At 71.1% G+C, this 16,943-nt stretch carries 17 protein-coding genes and 1 riboswitch; of the genes, 5 read left to right on the plus strand and 12 right to left on the minus strand.

All coding sequences use genetic code 11. The features are described 5' to 3' along the window. Nucleotides 1-31: 31 nt before the first annotated feature. The 7 genes from LUW87_RS08695 to LUW87_RS08725 all read right to left on the minus strand — a co-directional run bounded on the left by LUW87_RS08695 (nt 32) and on the right by LUW87_RS08725 (nt 7,273). A complete protein-coding gene (locus LUW87_RS08695) occupies nt 32-430 on the minus strand; it encodes an SRPBCC family protein (protein WP_232670747.1) in 399 nt (132 codons plus the stop codon). After that, entirely contained in the window at nt 427-1,383 is a 957-nt protein-coding gene (locus tag LUW87_RS08700; protein WP_232670748.1) for an oxygenase MpaB family protein, read from the minus strand. Before LUW87_RS08700 ends, LUW87_RS08695 begins: the two co-directional genes overlap by 4 nt. Nucleotides 1,384-1,602: 219 nt before the next feature. Next, nucleotides 1,603-2,454, minus strand: a complete 852-nt coding sequence (locus tag LUW87_RS08705; protein ID WP_232670749.1) for a phytanoyl-CoA dioxygenase family protein — start codon at nt 2,452-2,454, stop codon at nt 1,603-1,605. Nucleotides 2,455-2,498: 44 nt separating this feature from the next. Next, nucleotides 2,499-4,202, minus strand: a complete 1,704-nt coding sequence (locus LUW87_RS08710) for an alpha/beta hydrolase (protein ID WP_232670750.1) — start codon at nt 4,200-4,202, stop codon at nt 2,499-2,501. A gap of 102 nt (nt 4,203-4,304) precedes the next feature. Continuing rightward, on the minus strand, nt 4,305-5,945 hold the full coding sequence (locus tag LUW87_RS08715) for an NERD domain-containing protein (RefSeq protein ID WP_232670751.1): 1,641 nt from the start codon (nt 5,943-5,945) through the stop codon (nt 4,305-4,307). Between the two features lie 178 nt (nt 5,946-6,123). Further along, nucleotides 6,124-6,891, minus strand: a complete 768-nt coding sequence (locus LUW87_RS08720) for a hypothetical protein (protein ID WP_232670752.1) — start codon at nt 6,889-6,891, stop codon at nt 6,124-6,126. Nucleotides 6,892-6,922: 31 nt separating this feature from the next. Continuing rightward, nucleotides 6,923-7,030: riboswitch (SAM riboswitch) on the minus strand. Nucleotides 7,031-7,084: 54 nt separating this feature from the next. Then, nucleotides 7,085-7,273, minus strand: a complete 189-nt coding sequence (locus LUW87_RS08725) for a trypsin-like peptidase domain-containing protein (RefSeq protein ID WP_232670753.1) — start codon at nt 7,271-7,273, stop codon at nt 7,085-7,087. A gap of 246 nt (nt 7,274-7,519) precedes the next feature. Here LUW87_RS08725 and LUW87_RS08730 point away from each other — a divergent pair, with 246 nt between their 5' ends. Together LUW87_RS08730 and LUW87_RS08735 are read left to right on the plus strand one after the other, a co-directional pair. Next, entirely contained in the window at nt 7,520-8,113 is a 594-nt protein-coding gene (locus LUW87_RS08730) for a hypothetical protein (protein WP_232670754.1), read from the plus strand. A 179-nt stretch (nt 8,114-8,292) separates the two neighbouring features. Continuing rightward, a complete protein-coding gene (locus tag LUW87_RS08735) occupies nt 8,293-9,750 on the plus strand; it encodes an ADP-ribosylglycohydrolase family protein (RefSeq protein ID WP_232670755.1) in 1,458 nt (485 codons plus the stop codon). An 18-nt stretch (nt 9,751-9,768) separates the two neighbouring features. On the opposite strand, the gene LUW87_RS08740 is transcribed toward LUW87_RS08735, so the two are convergent. Together LUW87_RS08740 and LUW87_RS08745 are read right to left on the minus strand one after the other, a co-directional pair. Beyond that, a complete protein-coding gene (locus LUW87_RS08740) occupies nt 9,769-10,299 on the minus strand; it encodes a DUF4190 domain-containing protein (protein WP_232670756.1) in 531 nt (176 codons plus the stop codon). A gap of 476 nt (nt 10,300-10,775) precedes the next feature. Continuing rightward, complete coding sequence (locus tag LUW87_RS08745) at nt 10,776-11,576, minus strand: hypothetical protein (protein WP_232670757.1); 801 nt, start codon at nt 11,574-11,576, stop codon at nt 10,776-10,778. An 84-nt stretch (nt 11,577-11,660) separates the two neighbouring features. Here LUW87_RS08745 and LUW87_RS08750 point away from each other — a divergent pair, with 84 nt between their 5' ends. Both LUW87_RS08750 and LUW87_RS08755 read left to right on the plus strand, forming a co-directional pair. Next, the gene (locus LUW87_RS08750; RefSeq protein WP_232670758.1) at nt 11,661-12,503 is read left to right on the plus strand and encodes a DUF7669 domain-containing protein; all 843 of its coding nucleotides are present in this window, start codon (nt 11,661-11,663) and stop codon (nt 12,501-12,503) included. A 220-nt stretch (nt 12,504-12,723) separates the two neighbouring features. Further along, nucleotides 12,724-13,692 (plus strand): hypothetical protein, encoded by a 969-nt coding sequence (locus tag LUW87_RS08755; protein WP_232670759.1) that lies wholly within the window; start codon nt 12,724-12,726, stop codon nt 13,690-13,692. Nucleotides 13,693-14,111: 419 nt separating this feature from the next. Here LUW87_RS08755 and LUW87_RS08760 read toward each other — a convergent pair whose 3' ends face one another. The 3 genes from LUW87_RS08760 to LUW87_RS19180 all read right to left on the minus strand — a co-directional run bounded on the left by LUW87_RS08760 (nt 14,112) and on the right by LUW87_RS19180 (nt 15,866). Continuing rightward, a complete protein-coding gene (locus tag LUW87_RS08760; RefSeq protein WP_232670760.1) occupies nt 14,112-14,510 on the minus strand; it encodes a type II toxin-antitoxin system VapC family toxin in 399 nt (132 codons plus the stop codon). Next, entirely contained in the window at nt 14,507-14,737 is a 231-nt protein-coding gene (locus LUW87_RS08765; protein WP_232670761.1) for a FitA-like ribbon-helix-helix domain-containing protein, read from the minus strand. The genes LUW87_RS08760 and LUW87_RS08765 overlap by 4 nt, the downstream gene beginning before the upstream one ends. A gap of 79 nt (nt 14,738-14,816) precedes the next feature. Then, entirely contained in the window at nt 14,817-15,866 is a 1,050-nt protein-coding gene (locus LUW87_RS19180) for an HNH endonuclease (RefSeq protein WP_232670762.1), read from the minus strand. Between the two features lie 79 nt (nt 15,867-15,945). On the opposite strand from LUW87_RS19180, the gene LUW87_RS08775 reads away from it, so the two are divergent. Continuing rightward, nucleotides 15,946-16,845: an HNH endonuclease gene (locus LUW87_RS08775; protein ID WP_232670763.1), complete on the plus strand. Its 900-nt coding sequence runs from the start codon at nt 15,946-15,948 to the stop codon at nt 16,843-16,845. Nucleotides 16,846-16,943: the final 98 nt, after the last annotated feature.

The following is a 16,943-nucleotide window of genomic DNA, read 5'->3' on the forward strand; positions in this document are numbered from 1 at the left end:
GAGTCGTCACCGGGCCGACCCGCACCGCCGTTCAGCGGCTGATGTCGGCCCTCCGGTCGTCGACGAGTCCGCCGAGTCGGCCCAGCGCCAGGCGGCAGACGGCGAGGTAGGGCGCCGCCGGCAAGGCAACGCCGAAGCCCACGCGGCACCGCTGCGGCCCGATGGCCTCCACGCGGTGGTCCGTGGCCGGAACCGTGGCCACCTTCCAGGCCCAGCGGGTGCCTGGTTCGAAGGTCGTGATCTCGAAGGGCAGGGTCACGCCCACCGCCGTGGTGACGGTGCCGCGCACCCCCTCGGCCAGCTCGTCGGCGTCGAGGGCCGCGCTCCGCACCGACGGCCCCCACCGGGGCCAGGCGTCGGTGTCGACGAGGAGGTCCCAGAGCATCGTCGCCGGTGCGTCGTACTCGGCCCAGGTCCACAGCGTCTTCACGAGGCGACCGTGTCGGGGGTCTCGGGCATCTCGGGTCGCCGTTCGTCGTCGAGGTGGGCGTCGGCGGGGAGGGGCTGGCGGAACAGCCCCTTCGGCACGGGGGCGCCGCCGCGGACGAGGGCGAGGTGCCACGACGGGGAGGCGCCGAGCGTCCAGCGCAGGGCGCCGAGGGTGGTGCGCCCCACCTGGGCGGCGCCCGGTCGCGGCGACAGGCCGGTCATGTCGACCATCCACTCGGGGAGGGTCGCCACCGCGGCCTCGAACAGGAGGCGGTAGCCGACCCGCACCGGTAGGGCGAGCGGCGGGTCGCGCAGGAAGTCGATGGAGGCCTGCTGGGCCGACGAGGGCGCGACCGCGTCGAGGTCGCGGATCCAGTTCCGCAGGTCCGGGGCGGTGGGCGGCAGCGGGCGGGCGCCGAGCAGGGCGCCGATCCGGGTCTGCTCGGCGACGAAGCGGTCGGCGTCGGCGTCGGAGAGCGGCTCGGGCCCGTAGGCCTGGTAGGCGGCGAGGAAGGAGTCGGTGAGGGCGTTGTGCACCCAGGCGGCCATCTCGGGGTGACCGGCGCGGTACGGCCGCTGGCGGTCGGAGTGGCCGTGCACGGGGCGGTGGGCGGCGCGGACCCCGGCGACGGCGGCCTCGACCTCGGGCATGGCCCCGTAGGTCGTCTCGGTGACGTAGGCGGCCGTGCGCGAGAGCCGGCCGAGCGGGTCGGCCCGGTAGCGCGAGTGCTGCTCGACCCCGGCCACCACCTCGGGGTGGGCGGTCTGCATCACGAGGGCGCGGATGCCGCCGACGAAGACCGAGGCGTCGCCCATCACCCGCCACGAGACCGAGTCCGGTCCCAGCAACCCGGGATCGCCCGGATGCTCGAGCGTGTGGGCGAGAGGCCGGGGTCCGTGGGCGAACAGCTGGCCGGTCGCCTCGACGACGCGATCCTTGAGGGCGTCGATCACGACGAGGCCCCGCCGAGGTGGTGTTCCGCCGCGGCACCGGAGCGCGCGGCCGTGGCCGTGGTGGCGGGTGCTGGACGGAGAGGAGTGGGCACTGCCGGCCCTCCACGGATCGACGAGACGTACTCCAGTCGGAACCGTGATCAGTGCTGAATATTCCGCTCCTCCTGAAGCGGCTGTGCCGGCGCTGACCGTAGGGCCGGGCGCCTCCACCGCTGGTGGCTACAGCTCGCCGCGGGCGATGAGCTCGACGGGGTCCTGCACCTCCACGGTGCCGAGGTAGCCGCCGCCGGTGGCGATGGCGTCGTGGGCGGCGTAGCCGAGCAGCTCCTGGGCGTCGCGGGGCAGGGTGCGGGCCACCTCGAGCGGGGTGGCCAGGTACTGGTTCTCCTCGGTGCGCAACCACCCGAGGCAGAAGCTGAGGTGCATGCCTCGGCGCCACCCGTCGGTGGTGTTGGAACCGCCGGCGTGGATGGTCGAGCCGAGGTACACGACGGCGGAGCCGGCCGGCATCTCGGCGGCCACCCACTCGTCGTCGGTGGGCTGGCGGTCGCGGTCGTCCCAGCGGTGGCTCCCGGGGACCACGACGGTGGCGCCGTTGTCGGCGGTGAAGTCCACGAGGGCGATGACCGAGGCCACCTGGACCTCGGGGTGCGGCGTCGGGAGCTGGTTCCACACCAGCTCGTCGCGGTGGGGCCACTGGCGCACCGAACCGGGGCCGCGGTCCATGACGTGGGCGAGGTTGAGCTGGTAGCGGGCGCAGTTCGGCAGCAGGACCTCGTCGCACACGCCCCGCAGGACAGGGTTGGTCATGACCTCGGCGGCGAAGACGGGCGACTTGCCGGCCACGCCGACGACGTGGCGGGTCTTGTCGCCGAAGAAGCCGGCCACGGCTTGGTTCACGAACCGGCCGTCGTCGGGTCGAGCCCGCTCGAGCAGCGGGTCGAGCTCGGCGTTGAAGCGGGCGAGGAGGTCGTCGTCGAGCAGGCCGTCCACGATCACCACCCCGTCCGCCTCGAGGACCGCGACGACGTCGGCCACGGGTTCGTCGGCCTTCACGTGTTGGACGCCCATCGGGTTCCCTCCCGTCCCCCTCGGCCACGTTAGGGCGTGGCCGCTCAGCCGTCGGTCGTGAACAGCGGGTTGGGGCGGCCGGGCAGCTCACGGGGCTCGCCGGGGCCGCGGGCGATGACCGAGCACTCGAGGCCCTCGGGCGGGGCCACGAGGTCGACGAGGTAGTCGATGATGGCCACGTCGAGGCACGCTTCCGGCGGGCCGTCGCCGGCCAGCTCCAGCGGGAACGACCCGTGCACGGCGCCGTCGACCACGACCAGTCGGCCCTCGGGGAGGGCGGCGACCATGCGCTCGGCGGTGACCAGCGGCGTGGCGCCATCGTGGGTCGTGTTCACCACCACGATGAGCGGCAGCCCCTCGGCCGTGACCGCAGTGTTGGTGCCTGTCGGCGGGGTGGGCCAGGTGAGGCAGGTGGCGGCGGCTTCCACTGCGCCGGCACCGAAGCGGGGAGCCTCGGCCGCGACCCTCGCCTCGGCGGCCTCGAGCTGCTCGCGGGTCGGCGTGGGGTAGTCGGCGCAGTTGATGGCGTGGAACGACCCCTCGGCAGCCAGCGGGTTCACGATCGGCCGCTCGAAGCCGGGGTCGTCGGGGTCGTCGGCATCCTCGGGGTCCTCGGGACCGTCCCCGGCGAGCGGGAGGGCGCAGGCACCGGCCACGACCTCGAGCACCTCGTTCTGGGGCTTGTCGACGAATCCGGGTTCGGCGAGGGCGGCCAGGCAGTGGGCCAGGCCGTCGTAGGCGGGCTGACCCCGGTAGAAGATGGCGTTGGGCGCGGCGGTGAGCACCTCGGCGAACTGCTCCCCTTCGGCCGTGCCCGAGAGGAACTCGGCCCGGAGGGCTGCGAAGGCGCCGGCGGGGTCACCGCTGGAGTGGAAGGCACAGGCCGCGTCGGCGGCGCACTCGGCGAGGAAGCGGTCGAAGGCCTTCTCGCGGCCGATGGCCATCTCGACGAAGCGGTCGACCAGCGGGGCGGTGGGGTCGGCGGCGCCGTCGAGCACCATGGCCCGCACCCGGTCGGGGAAGAGGTCGGCGTAGCGGGCGCCCAGCAGGGTGCCGTAGGAGTAGCCGTAGTAGGTGATCTGCTCCTCGCCGAGGGCCTCGCGGACGTGGTCGATGTCGCGGGCCACGTTGTCGGTGCCCACCGCACCGAGCAAGGCGCCGGTGTCGCGCAGGCAGGCGGAGGAGAAGACGGTGCTCTGCACCAGGAAGGCCTCGAACTCGTCGTCGGTGGGGGTGAGGTCGACGCCGTCGGGGACGGGGCCGCAGACGACCCTTCCGCTCTGGCCCACGCCGCGGGGGTCCATGCCCACCACGTTGAAGCGGCTGGTGATGGCCTCGGGCAGGGTGCTCGCCCAGGCCTCGGTCTCGGGGACGGTCTCCCCGCCGGGGCCGCCGAAGTTCACGAACAGCGAGCCGATGGGGTCGGGCTCGGTGGCGGGCACGACCTCGACGGCCAGGCGCAGCGTCTCGCCGTCGGGGTCGTCGTAGTCGATGGGGGCCTCGATGGTGGTGCAGACCACGTCGCCGGGATCGGGCTCGTCGTCGGGGTCCAGGCAGTCGGCCCACGAGAGCGAGGTGTCCGAGCCCGGAAGGGCGGCGACGGCGACGCTGTTGGCGCCACCAGTGCGGTTGCTGTCGCTGTTCTCGGACGTGGCGGTGTCGTCGGACGTGCACGAGGCGGCGAGCAGGGCGAGGGCGGCCAGGAGGAGCACCACCGCACTCGGTCGTGGTGCGCGGTGCTGTCGCATGTGACGTCCTCGTCTCTCTGCCGCGGTCCCCCGCCGGGCAGGGCCAGGGTAGGTCGTGGCCGCGTGAGGTTCGGGCCCACCCTCTCGGAGGGGCGCCTGCGGTCAGACCGGGCGGGGGCGGAGGCCGAGGCGGTCGGCGAGGGGTTCGGGGCCGACGACGACGAGCTCGGTGACGGCGCGGCTGACGCCGACGTAGAGGACCATGAGGTCGTCCTCGTCGTCGGGACCGGCGAGGATCAGGGTGTCGAACTCGAGGCCCTTGAGGCGGTGGACGTTCTCGCACACCACCTCGTCGGGGTCGAGGCGCTCGTCGTGGGCCACGAGGTCGAGGGCGCGACGCAGGGCCTGGCGCACGTCGGTGTGGAAGGTGCCCACGCAGATACCGGCGGGGTCGCGGCCCTCGTCGTCGATGAGGCGGCTGAGCTCGGCGCCGACGGCGGCGACCACGGCGTCGAGGTCCGCGGCGGGGCGCCAGTGCACCCCGAGGCCGTCGGGGCTGGCCGCCGGGGCGGGGGCGCCGCCGAGCTTGTAGCGCAGGATGCGGGCGATGGGCAGGGCGTTGCGGCAGTTGTTCAGCAGCTCGGCGCGCACCCAGCCGTCGTCGGGGTGGGGGATGACGAAGCCCCGGTCGAAGAGGGCTTGCTCCTCATCGGCGAGCAGCAGCATGCGGCGCCGGCCGTCGGGGTCGAGGAGGGCGGCCAGCTGGGCCAGCCAGGCGGGGCTGAAGTCCTGGGCCTCGTCGACGACGATCGTGTCGTAGGCGGCACCGACGAGGGGCCAGTGCTTGTGGAGGTGGCCGACGGCCACGTTGTCCCACCAGAAGGCGTCGGCGTCGTCGGGGATGGTGAGGCGGGGCATGCCGGGCAGGCCGAGGGAGAAGCGCAGGAAGGCCCCGGTGTCGAGGTCCTCGACCGGTTCGCCGTCGGAGCCACACATCTCGTCGGCCATGCAGCGGGCGAGGGGTTCGTTGAAGCAGGTGAGCAGCACCCGGTCGCCCTCGTTCCACGCCCGCCAGGCCCAGCCGACGGCCAGGCGGGTCTTGCCGGTGCCGGCGCCGCCGGTGACGACCACCCGGCGGTTGGCCATGAGGGGGACGAGGGCACCGACCTGGGTCTCGCAGAGCTCACGGAGGCGTTCGCGGGTGGCGGTGGTGCGGGCTTCGGGGTCCCAGGCGAAGTCGACGTCGGGGCGCAGCAGGGCGACGATGCCCTCGAGCTGGGTTTGGGTGAGCGGCGTGGACCAGCGCCGCAGCAGGGCCAGGTGCTCGACGGCGTCGGTGACGGCACCGCCACCGGCCAGGTTCTCCGAGACGAGCACCTGGGCCGGGTCGACGTCGGTGGGGAGGTTGCCGTCGACGGCGCGGGTGTTGGGCAGGGCGATGCCGTACTCGACCTCGAGGTGGTCGAGGCCGTCGACCTCCTTGCGGATGCGGCGGCGCAGGGCGTAGGCGTTGTCCTTGGCCTGGGCGACGGGCTGGGGCTTGAGGGGCGTGCCCTCCTGGCCGACCCACTGGCCCTGGCGGATGGCCATGCGGTGGCCCTTCACCTCCAGCAACACGACGCCCATCTCGGGGTGGACGAGCACGATGTCGCTCTGGTGGTCCTTGGCTTTCGTGTGCAGGCCGACGTCGGGGATGACGAGCCAGCTGTCGAACAGGCCGTCAACGAGGGCTCGCACGACCACCCGCTCGGCGTCGTTGGCCAGCGTGTCGAGGTCGAAGTCCTCGGGGATCAGAGTGCCCATCGTGGTGACTGCCCTTCTCGACTGCCGGTGGCCGTCGCTCCGCCGCTTTCCGTCCTCGCCGCTGGTCCAGGGCGGGGCGTCAGCGAGCCTGCCACGCCCAACGACCGCAGGGGGCGACCGCTCGCGCCGGGCACCAAGCTGTCCTCCCTCCGTCGAAGCGGTCGGATCCCTCGCGGACTCAATCCGGCTGCAGCCAGGGGCTGAGGTCGTGGTCGGTGGTGAGCTCGTCGTCCTCGAGGGGTCGCCACGACTCGTCGTCGATCCGGATGATCGGTGAGGGTCCGGTGCTCGCGAGGCCGTTGCCGTGGATGGCCGCCAGCTCGACGAGCCGGACCGGCACGGGTTCGGACTCCAGGTAGATCGCGCCCTCGGGCTGGGCCCAGGTGGTCCCGTCCGGGTGGAGGAGCTTGCCGACGTCGGGGAGGTCGCCCATGCCGCTGGCGAACCAGAAGGCCCACTCCACCGGCACCTCCCTGGTCAGATGAGCGAGAGCGCGCTCGATGGCATCGTCGTCGCGGGTGACGCCGAGCCGTAGCGCCGGCCGAGTCCGACCGGTGGCGCGCACCAGGGCCATCGACCACTCCGTCGGGCCGTCGCCGCGGCGTGCGCTCGAGTCGACAAGAGCGCGGACCGCCACGACGGCTCGTCCGAGGTCCTCGTCGTCGACGACCACGACGAGGCCGCCGTCCACCTGACCGGTGACGAACATGCCCATTCGAGAGAGCCCGGCCTGATCCCGGGCGGCAAAGCCACGTTGGCCCCGGTCGATGGTCAGCCAGTCCGTCGAGCACCAACGGGCGCCGCGGGTGAGGTCGGGATCCGGTCGATAGGGCACGCGATGGCCGTTGAACCGGGAGTGGCGTTGGCCGGCGGCGACGTAGCCGAGGACGGTGTTGCAGCCGAACACCCACTCGATCTCGGGGGCGTTGGACTCGTGGGGGTGCATCGGGTGTCCTCCTCCGGGACACCGCCGAGGCGTCCCACCTTTGCCGTGTGGATGGGGCCGGCTCTTCCCTCGGGGCACCGCTGGTGGACGGTTGCCGGGACGACGGGCCGAGTACCCGAGTCGTCGTCCGCTCTTGAGCCACTTCTCACCCTACGCAGGGGGTGAGACAGCGCCCGTGGGGGCCGCCGATCCGTCACTCACACGCAACGACCGGTCGGAACTGGACCGGGTTCGCCACGAGGCTCTTGACGACACCGATGGGGATCACCAGCGAGTACCCCGTTTCCGTCTCGATGGCGAACACGACACCAACCACGTCTCCGTTCGCGTCGAGGAGCGGACCGCCCGAGTTGCCCGGCTCGACTCGGGCGGTGGTGCGCATCACTCGGAACTACGGGGTTGGACGGCCTGCGTCGGCGACGCCGCGTACTCTGACGGCGCGGGGTCGTTGTCACACGTCGACGACCAAAGCAGCTGACGGCGGTCAGCTCCCAGTGTCGTCGTCGGGCGACAGAAGGCGGAAGACAACATGAGCGACACACCACCCCCGGCGGACGGATGGCGGCAAGGCCCCGACGGCAAGTGGTACGGACCTGACGACGAGGTACCCGTTGCCGCATCGCAGCGGATGCCCCCCGCCGAGGCGCCAGACGCGGAGGGCCACCTCTCGCCGCCGGCGATCAACCAGGCCGACGAGACACGCCGACGACCTCTCGTCATCGGTGGCATCGTGGCCGCAGCGGTCGTCAGCTTGGGCGCCTTGGCCCTCGCCCTCGTTGTGGCCAGCGAAGACGACGGGCTGACCCTGACGGGCGAGTTCGCCTTGTCGGACACGGACAGCATCCGGGGAGGTCCCGAGACCTGTAGCGGCACCGGGGGCTACTCGGACTTCGGGCCCGGGATGAACGTGACCGTCCGCAACGGTTCCGGCGAGATCGTCGCCTCAGGAACCAGCGCCAACATCGTCATCGACGAGTACTTCGGCGACAACGCCACCGAGGAAAGGGGCGACGGACGCAGCGATGACGACAGCGACGACATGTCCCCCGAGGAGCTGGCGGACCTGATGTTCGAGTTCCTTGGCTGCACGGTCGTGTTCGAGGTCGACGTGCCGAGCGAAGACTTCTACGTGATCGAGGTCGGGCGGCGCGGTGAGCTGAGCTACAGCCGGACCGAACTCGAAGAGCGAAACTGGAACGTGTCGCTCAGTCTGGGAGACTGAACCGAGACGACGCCAAGCACGTGGACGCTTCGCGCCGCCACCAGGCGGAACCAGTCGCGGAACGAACGCAGGGCGGCCGATGGGGCTCGTCGAACGCTCCGCACCTGGCAACCACGGTCCCTGCGCTGACCGCCTGGTCCGGGCTCCTCGGTGTCCCAACCTGCGGCGACAATGGCTCCATGAGTCGAATCGAAGGCCACAGCCGCGAAGACCGTTCCATCGGCGCGCTTCTGGGCCTCGCCGCCGGTGATGCGGTGGGCACGACCGTCGAGTTCCGGGCCCCCGGGAGCTTCGCGCCACTTACGGACATGGTCGGCGGCGGGCCGTTCCGGCTCCAGCTAGGTGAGTGGACCGACGACACCTCCATGGCGCTGTGCATGGCCGAGTCGCTCGTCGACTGCGACGAGCTCGACCTCGCCGACCACCTCCGGCGCTACGTGCTCTGGCGAGACCAGGGGTATCTGGCGTCCAACGGTCGCTGCTTCGACATCGGCGGCACCGTCGCCGGCCAGCTTCGCCGCTTCGAGCGCACCGGCGAGGCTGTCGACCCCCAGCCTGACGAGGACGCCGCTGCCAACGGCTCTCTCATGCGACTGGCACCGGTCCCGATCCGCTGGCACACCGACATCGCCGAGGCCGCCGAACGCTCCGGGGAGTCGAGCCGGTCCACGCACGCCGCAACCCGCCCCGTCGACGCCTGCCGGGTGCTGGGCGCCATGACGGCCGCTCTCATCGGAGGGATGCCGGCCGAGGAGGTCCTCGACCCCGACTTCTGGTCGTGGGGTCCATTGCACCCGGAGATCGAGGCCGTGGCCCGTGGGTCGTGGCGGGACCGGCAGCCTCCGCAGATCCGAGGCACCGGGTACTGCGTCGACGCCCTCGAGGCGGCCATCTGGGCCGTGGCCGGCGCGCAGGACTTCGCCGACGCCGTGTTGCGGGCGGCAAACCTCGGCGACGACGCCGACACCACCGCCGCCATCGCCGGCCAGCTCGCCGGTGCCCGCTGGGGAGCATCCGGGATCCCCGCCGACTGGCGAGACGTACTGGCGCTCGGCAGCCGCATCACCGAGCTGGGCCGGCAGCTCCACGCCCGGGGAGCCGGGGCGACTCCGCCCGTGCCGTGGGCGCACGACGACCACCACCACGCCTGGTGGGTCGAACCGGGTGCCGTCCTCGCCGGCGAGTACCCCGCCACCCGTCGCGGGCCGGTCGCCACCCGGGCCAAGGTCGACCTGCTGGTCGATGCCGGCGTGCACACCTTCATCGACCTCACCACACCGGAAGACCAGCTGACCCTGTACGCCCCGGTGCTCGCCGAGGTGGGCACCGCTCGCGGCCTCGACCTCGAGCACGTCCCGGTCCCCATCCCCGACCTCGACATCACCACCGACGCCGAGTACGACCGTCTGGTCCAGCTGATCGGCATCCATCGCGAGCGCGGCGTGGTGTACGTGCACTGCTGGGGCGGCATCGGCCGCACCGGCACCGTCATCGGCTGCCTGCTCGCCGACCAGGGCCACGACTTCGACTCGATCACCACCCGCCTGAGTGACATGCGCGCCGGAACCCGCAAGGCCCATCGACCCGCGCCCGAGACCGCCGAACAGGTCGACGTGCTGCGGCGGCGAGGCCGGTAGCAACGCTGGTCAAGCCGGTCAGTTGAAGAAGTTGTCGACGCTCGTGACGTCGCACACCAGCTCGACGTCCTCTTCGATGTTCGTCGTGACATCCCATCGGGCAGTGTCCCCAGGTGCCAGGTCGAAGACGATGTCCGCCAGGTCCTCGATGAGCACATCATCAGAGGCGTCGCGGAACTCGACGTCGATGGTGAAGTTCTTCTCCGAACCCGAGGTGTTCGCGATCGTGCCCTCGAAGGTCACGAAGCCGAACTGGTCGGTCGCGCAGCTCGACCCATCGATGGTCAGCTCATAGGTGTCCGAATCGGCTTGCCCACCGAGGTCGTCGACGGCTTCGTCGGCGGCGAAGATGAAGAGCACCGCGATCAGGACTGCGCCGATCGACCCGATGACGCCGAGCACGATCCCGGCGATGCTCATGCCCTTGCCGACGCCGATCTCCTTGGCCCGGTTGAGGCCGACGAACCCGAAGACGATGGCGAGGATGCCGGCGATCGGGCCCAGGCAGAAGAACGTCAGGATCCCGAACACCAAAGAGGCGACCGCCATGCCGTTGGACTGGCCCTTCGGTGGCGGCCCTCCCGGCGGCGTCGAGCCGTACGGGGACGGAGGTGGTGGACCAGCCGGAGGCGGTCCGCCGAAACCCGGAGGTGGTGGTGGATTCGTCACTTCTGGTTCTCCCCTGTCGATCTTGCGATCGTGCCCGAGGCACCAGCCCGCAGATCGAGGCGCAGCTCGTGCTCCGAACCGCCACCCGCCACAACGAGGTGCCCGTCCCCTCGACCGCCTGGATTCGCTGGGCAGGAAACTATCCGCCCCGGTGAGGGCACGCCACGCCCAACGGCCCTGCCCCCCGCATCCGCCCTCCTGATCCCCTGCACGCACAGATCTCCGGTTCCCACGACAAGGACATGGCAGGACCTCTCCGGGCGACTGTCACAGTTTGCCGGGGTGGCCCCCGGCTGACTCGAGCGGCGGAGCCTCACCCGAGCCCTCATGGCCTGGCAGCTCGGCCTGACGAGCCGTCAACGACCCGAGCTGCCGTCGGACCACCCGAGAGACTTCGCCCAGCTGGCGACCGGCGAAAGTCCCCGCAGCCTTCGCAACCCCCCGTTCTGGTCGGACCGACGGGCCCCTGCGCTGCGAGCGCACGCAGACTCACCGATCGCCTGAGACCACACGTCGAGGTCGTGGATGCCGAGCAGGGGGCGACCGCCGGCCGAGATGGCGCCGACCACGGGCAGTCGTCGGCGGCGCTGCCCGTTCCCCGGGCCGTCGGCCGGGTCGACCGGAGTGGGCAGGTGGAGGTGGACCTGGTGGTTCAGCTCGCCATGGCGGCCGTGCTCCAACGCCCATCGCCCGATCGAACAGGCCACGTCCTCGAGGTACGCCGGGTCCGGCCGTCCCGACAGTGCATGACGCGCTGGCCGATCCCGCAGGACGCTGAGCTCGAGGTGAGACACGGCGTGGACGCCCACGAAGCCCGTCGGGAGCACCTTGCGCAGGCGGGCGCGAGCCGCATCGAGCTCCAGTCCGTCGACCTCGTGGGCGGCCCACCGCTCGAGCGGGGCCAGCTTGTCGGCGCAGCGGCGATCCAAGATGGCCTCCCGATGCCGGCTCAGCGGGTAGTCCGGCAGCACGACGTCGTCGTTCGCCCCCCGAGACCCGCGCCGCGTGGTGAGGGCCATGGCCACGGCCCGACGGTCGGCTCGACGCAGTGCGGTGAGCGTCGTGCGAGCGGCGCCGCGAGCGGTCGACGGCAGAACGGACCGGGCGATGTCGCGCCGCTTGGCGGCGCGGGGGTCGCGTCGACGGGTGGTGTGCATGTGGGCCTCCGTGTCACGAGACCGCCTCGATCAGCGGCCTGGTAATGGCACGAGCCCCACCTCCGTTGCGCTCACCGATCGTCCTTGCACGGCACCATTCTGGTCAGCCCCAGGGACGCCAGCTCCGCACGGCCCATCGAGGGCGCTAGACAGGTCCAGGCGAAAGGGCAGCCGATGACCGCACGGGACGAACTCATCCAGGCCGCCGCTTCACTCGAGTCGAAGGGCCAGCAGACCTTCTCACCCGCCGAGCTGATCGCCGAAGCTCGGAGACGAGGGGCCCGCTACCCCGACTCCACTCTCCGCACGCAGATCACCTCGGGCCTACGAACGGACCAGGGGATCGCAGCAAGGGGTCAGGGGTTGGTCCGGGTCGATCGTGGCGAGTACCGCCTGGACTCGGCCGGCGCATCCACGGCCCCTCCGGTGAGACGTCCGCGGATCCCGACGCCACGCGCCGATCTTCCGCCACCACCTGAGGATGCTGCCCACCGCTACTGGTTCTGGGAGGGCAACGTCCAAGACGCCGTCGTCCGCATGCTCACGGCCGACGGGTGGTCGATCGTGAGAGTCGCCGACACCCGGACCAAGGAGGCTGGTGTCGACGTCGAAGCCCGCCGGGGCCACGAGCATCTCCTCATCGAGGTCAAGGGCTATCCCAGCACCATCTACAGCAGCGGGCCAAAGAAGGGACAGCCCAAGCCGACCGGCACTGCGACACAGGCGAGGACCTACTTCGCCGGGGCTCTGCTCACCGGGATGCTCATGCGGTCCGGCAACCCAGATGCCCGCGTCGTGCTCGCCTTCCCGGCCTTCTCCACCTTCGAGACCCTGGCCGGACGCATCCTCGACCCGGCAACGAGAGCAGGGTTGGAGGTGTGGCTCGTCACCGAATCCGGTGAGGTTCGCGGCGCCCACACCCCGTAGTCGACCTTCGGACTGGACGCCTCGTCGTGCAGCCGCCTCAGACGCGGAGAACGACTCCGGCCGGACGGGCGCTCACCACCTCGACCTCGGGAACCCGAGCCAACCACGCCAGGACGCCTGACCGCCGCTCACGTGCTGCCCCAGGGCCGCGACGATCAGCTACTCGATACCAGTTCTGCCGAGAACTCTGTCGCGAGCCCGGGGTGTAGACACGAGAGACATGAGTGCGATGGCGAGGCTGGAGTTCAGACGGCTCAGTGAAGCGTGGCGCGGCGAAGCGACGGACTTCACCCCCCTCCTAGGAGAGCAACTCGACGCCCTCGGTGATGCGATAGGCGTGGATCTGGCGACCGTCGGCGAGTGGGAGGTCGCAACCGCGGGCGGCCGGCGGATCGACATCGTCGCCAGCGACGCGAACGGCGTCGAGTTCGTCATCGAGAACCAGTACGGGAAGGCGGACCACGACCACCTGACCCGCGGCTTGGCCTATGCCGTGGCCCGTCGCGCACGAGGGCTCGTCGTCGTGGCCGAGGAGCACCGCGACGAGTTCCGCGCAGTCGCCGAGTACCTCAACGAGATGGCTGAACTCGATGCCGAACGGGGTATCCCCGTCTGGCTCGTGGAGGCGAAGGCCGTCCGGATCGGAGACAGTCCCTGGGCACCGCTCTTCTCGGTCGCGGTCGAGCCGAACCAGTTCACCGCCACGGTCGAACAGGTCCGGCAACGGGACCGCTCCCCCGCATCGATCGAAGCCTTCTGGGAGCAGTTCAGCTCCGACGACACGCTCGCCGCGACCAAAGATCTCGTTGCCGCGTGGAAGGCCGACGGGCACCGGTGGCGCCTCGGCCCGACGCACGTCGTGTTGATGGCCGAAGGCCCCTCGGCCAACGGGTTCCGCACGGTGGTGGCCATCTACAGCGACGGCCACGTGATGGTTCCGTTCCACTCCTACGCAGGGGTGAACAGCGGCATCCCGGTCGAATCACTCACCGAACCAGCGTTCCGGCACGAGGCCGATGCACTGTTCGGCTTCAACGGAACGGAACGCCTGGCGAGCACCGAAACGGGGTGGGTGACGACCGACCGGGTCGAGCCACTCCTTCGCTTCTGCCGCACTGTGGCCAGCGCCTATCGGTCAGCTCTCGACGACGTCGAGGCACCCCTCAGCGCGTCCGCACGGGAGCTGTGAGGCGCAATGGCGTGCTCCTGAGGCGGATCGGGAGCGACCCGATCTGAGGAACCTGCTTCGACTCGCGGAGCGGGACCCGAGCCAGGAGAGTGCAGCCATGGGCCCCAGGGCCGAGACCTCAGTGCGCTCACCCCGGAGTTCGTACGGACTCCATCAAGCTGGCAACCGCCAGCATCTCCTCGCGATCGGCTTCGTCGGCGTCGAGCTCTGCGGCTTCGGCGGCGAGGGACGACCGTTCCCGCAGGCGTCGGACGGCATCGACCAAGGCCGATCAGATGACCGAACGACGGCCGCAGTTGTCGCTACGACGTGGGCATTTTCGACCCCGGCGCCCGCGGAGCCACCCGTGCCGAGCCGACGTCGCCGATCATCTGTCCCGTCCGCAGGGACCCACGTCGGTAGGACACCACTGCAGAGGGTCAGACGGTGAGCACCTCGACGGCGCACTCGATCGTGGGCGCCGTGGCCAGGCGGGCGTCGGCCGTGACCAGTCGCCAACCGAGAGCCTCGGCGAGAGCCACGTAGCAAGCGGCGTAGGCAGTGACGTTGGCCCGCAAGGCGAAGGCCCGCGGCATGAGCGGCCCGGTCGGCAATCGACGGATCGGCAGGGCCAACAGGTCGTCGACGGCAGCCGCGAACCGTTCGTCGGACAGGCCGCCTTTCAGCCAGGCGCGCTGAAGGACGGCGACCGTCTCGACGTCGAGGAGGTCGGGGGCCGCCACCTCGTCGACCTCACGAAGACGACGTCGAGCGATCCTTCCGGCGTCCTCGTCGTCGCCGACGGCATTGGCGATGACCGAGGCATCGACGACGATCACCGCCGCCCGCGCTCCTCGGCGAGGTCGTCGACGGCCGAGTCGAGGCCCACCCGGCCGCCGGAGCGTTCGTCGATCCGGGCCAGGACGTCGCCGAGCGACGGCGTGGACGCGACCCGGGTCAGCTCGCGGGTGAGGAACTGCTGCAACGACTGGCCCTCCGCCTCGGCTCGGCGCTGCAGGCGGGCGTGCACGTCGTCGGGCAGATCGCGGATCAAGACGTTCGGCATGCTTGCATTCTGCTTGCACGGGGCGCTGAAGACAACGCCCTCGATCCACGCCGAGCACCAGCTCGGAGCGGCCGAGGACCTACACCGCGACCGGGCCGTCCGCCGCTTCGAACACCCGGTCCTCCACCCACAGCGGCGTGCCGGCCACCACGTGGCCGTACGTCGAGCGCACGAGCGCCAGGCTGCGGGCCGGGTCACTGACCCAGCCGGCACCCGCCGCCACAGCCACGAGGTCGGTCCCCGACCGATCGAAGCGGGTCCGCCACTGGTCCAGGTGGCTCGTGGCCGCCAGATGCGAGCTCTTCATCGTGTTGCACCGATCGGCCGCCACCAGGTTCTCGATGGCGTCGTTCGGCCAGCGCGACCACGCCAGGAAGTGATCCACCTGGACCGATCTGCGCAAGGGAGAGCCGCAGTAGAAGCAGCGGCCTTCCTGCAGCTCGACGAGGCCCTTGCGCAGCGGCGCGGGGAACGCGGCACGCTCGGCGCCGAACAGGTGCCCATGCAGGCGCTCGTCCTCCAGGCTGATCCCGGACCACTTGGCCACGTCGGCGGCCCAGTGCACCTCGATGAGGGGCCGCAGCAACGGGCCCAGCACGATGAGCCGGTCGGCGACCCCGGGGAGGAGCCGCAGGACATCACGGCCGTCTCGGCGCAACGACGACGCGCTCGTGCCTTCGGGCCAATCGGGCTCGTAGAGGAACGGGACCGGCTCGCTCCCGATGACCTGCAGCAACGGGATGGGATAGCGAACGAACGTGTCCTCCACCTTGGCCACGGCCGCGGCGTAGTCGTCCTTCAGCTGGACCTGGATGTCGGCCAACGTGCGTAGACCGGCGGCCTCGGCGGCGTCGTGGAGCTGCTCCACGGCGCGGATCACCGCCGACCGCTTGTTGGTGATCTGGCGCAACGCGTGGACCGACCCGTCGTTGCTCACGTAGGACGGGACCTGCCGCAAGTACGTGTGGAGGACCGACGCGGCGATCGCTCGGGTCGGGATGTCGGATCGACCGGGAGCCAGGGCAGCCGCGTCGATGAGGGCGCTCAACAACGCCAACTTGTAGGTCGCCGTCCGCCGACCTTCGTCGATGACCTGCAACAGGCGCTCGAGCAGGAGGTCGTCACTCACGACCACAGCTTGCCGGACACGGCCCGCTCGTCTCCGGCTCCGGCGGATCTCCTACGCTCTGCGCACCTGGAGGTGCGGCATGGCGGAGCCGGATGCGGACTGGATGATGAGGTGGGCGGCGTTCGCCTACGTCGAAGACCTCACCACCCGTTTCGGTGACGTCCTGCCGTGGAGCGCGCTCACCGAAGGGTTCACCTTCGCCGGGCAACGGGTCACGCTCATCGGCCAGCGCGGCATCTGGCGGGCACGGGGATGGCCGATGCCGATCTCCATCACGACCAGCCCGAACGACCCCTACGGCGACGTCGCCGGCGACGACGGGTTCCTCCGCTACCGCTACTTCGGCACTGATCCCGCCCACGCCGACAACCGGGGGTTGCGCTCGCTCATGGAGCAAGGCCGACCCCTCCTCTACTTCCGGGGTGTCGCCAAGGGCCTGTACTCGCCGCTGTGGCCCATGGTCATCGTCGCCGACGACCCCAAGCGCCTCACGTTCCTGATGGCCTGCGAGGACGTCGAGGCGCTCGCCCCGGGCGTGACCATCGACGCCGCCGACGACGCCCGTCGCCAGTACGTCACCCGCCTCGCCCTCACCCGGGTCCACCAGGCCGGGTTCCGTCAGCGGGTCCTGGCCGCCTACGCCACCCGCTGCAGCATCTGCCACCTGCGCCACAGCGAGCTGCTCGACGCCGCCCACATCCTGAGCGACCGTCACCCACGAGGTGAGCCGGTCGTGCCCAACGGCCTGGCCCTCTGCAAGATCCACCACGCCGCGTTCGACGCCAACATCCTCGGCATCCGGCCCGACCACGTCGTGGAGATCCGCCACGACATCCTCGACGAGGTCGACGGGCCCATGCTGCGCCATGGCCTCCAGGACCTCCACGGCAACCTCATCAGGCTCCCCCACCGTCCGCCCGACCGACCGGACCCGGACCGCCTCGAAGAGCGCTACTCGGAGTACCGCGATGCCGGCTGAGCCCCCGGGCCACCCGGGATCGGACGACTCGAGGCCGCAGACGGCCCACACGTCCATACGGCTCCGGTATCCCGGTCACTGTCGGAGCTGCAACGAAC

Origin of the sequence: Rhabdothermincola salaria (assembly GCF_021246445.1) — a bacterium.
In the GTDB taxonomy this organism is placed as follows: Bacteria; Actinomycetota; Acidimicrobiia; order Acidimicrobiales; family Acidimicrobilacustridaceae; genus Rhabdothermincola_A; species Rhabdothermincola_A salaria.

What these genes read in the sequence shown, in the direction of transcription:
- LUW87_RS08705 (WP_232670749.1), bottom strand. Translation starts at nt 2,454, where the DNA reads ATGGGCGTCCAACACGTGAAGGCCGACGAACCCGTGGCCGACGTCGTC.
- LUW87_RS08710 (WP_232670750.1), bottom strand. Translation starts at nt 4,202, where the DNA reads ATGCGACAGCACCGCGCACCACGACCGAGTGCGGTGGTGCTCCTCCTG.
- LUW87_RS08715 (WP_232670751.1), bottom strand. Translation starts at nt 5,945, where the DNA reads ATGGGCACTCTGATCCCCGAGGACTTCGACCTCGACACGCTGGCCAAC.
- LUW87_RS08720 (WP_232670752.1), bottom strand. Translation starts at nt 6,891, where the DNA reads ATGCACCCCCACGAGTCCAACGCCCCCGAGATCGAGTGGGTGTTCGGC.
- LUW87_RS08725 (WP_232670753.1), bottom strand. Translation starts at nt 7,273, where the DNA reads ATGCGCACCACCGCCCGAGTCGAGCCGGGCAACTCGGGCGGTCCGCTC.
- LUW87_RS08730 (WP_232670754.1), top strand. Translation starts at nt 7,520, where the DNA reads ATGCCCCCCGCCGAGGCGCCAGACGCGGAGGGCCACCTCTCGCCGCCG.
- LUW87_RS08735 (WP_232670755.1), top strand. Translation starts at nt 8,293, where the DNA reads ATGAGTCGAATCGAAGGCCACAGCCGCGAAGACCGTTCCATCGGCGCG.
- LUW87_RS08740 (WP_232670756.1), bottom strand. Translation starts at nt 10,299, where the DNA reads ATGGCGGTCGCCTCTTTGGTGTTCGGGATCCTGACGTTCTTCTGCCTG.
- LUW87_RS08745 (WP_232670757.1), bottom strand. Translation starts at nt 11,576, where the DNA reads ATGCACACCACCCGTCGACGCGACCCCCGCGCCGCCAAGCGGCGCGAC.
- LUW87_RS08755 (WP_232670759.1), top strand. Translation starts at nt 12,724, where the DNA reads ATGAGTGCGATGGCGAGGCTGGAGTTCAGACGGCTCAGTGAAGCGTGG.
- LUW87_RS08765 (WP_232670761.1), bottom strand. Translation starts at nt 14,737, where the DNA reads ATGCCGAACGTCTTGATCCGCGATCTGCCCGACGACGTGCACGCCCGC.
- LUW87_RS08775 (WP_232670763.1), top strand. Translation starts at nt 15,946, where the DNA reads ATGGCGGAGCCGGATGCGGACTGGATGATGAGGTGGGCGGCGTTCGCC.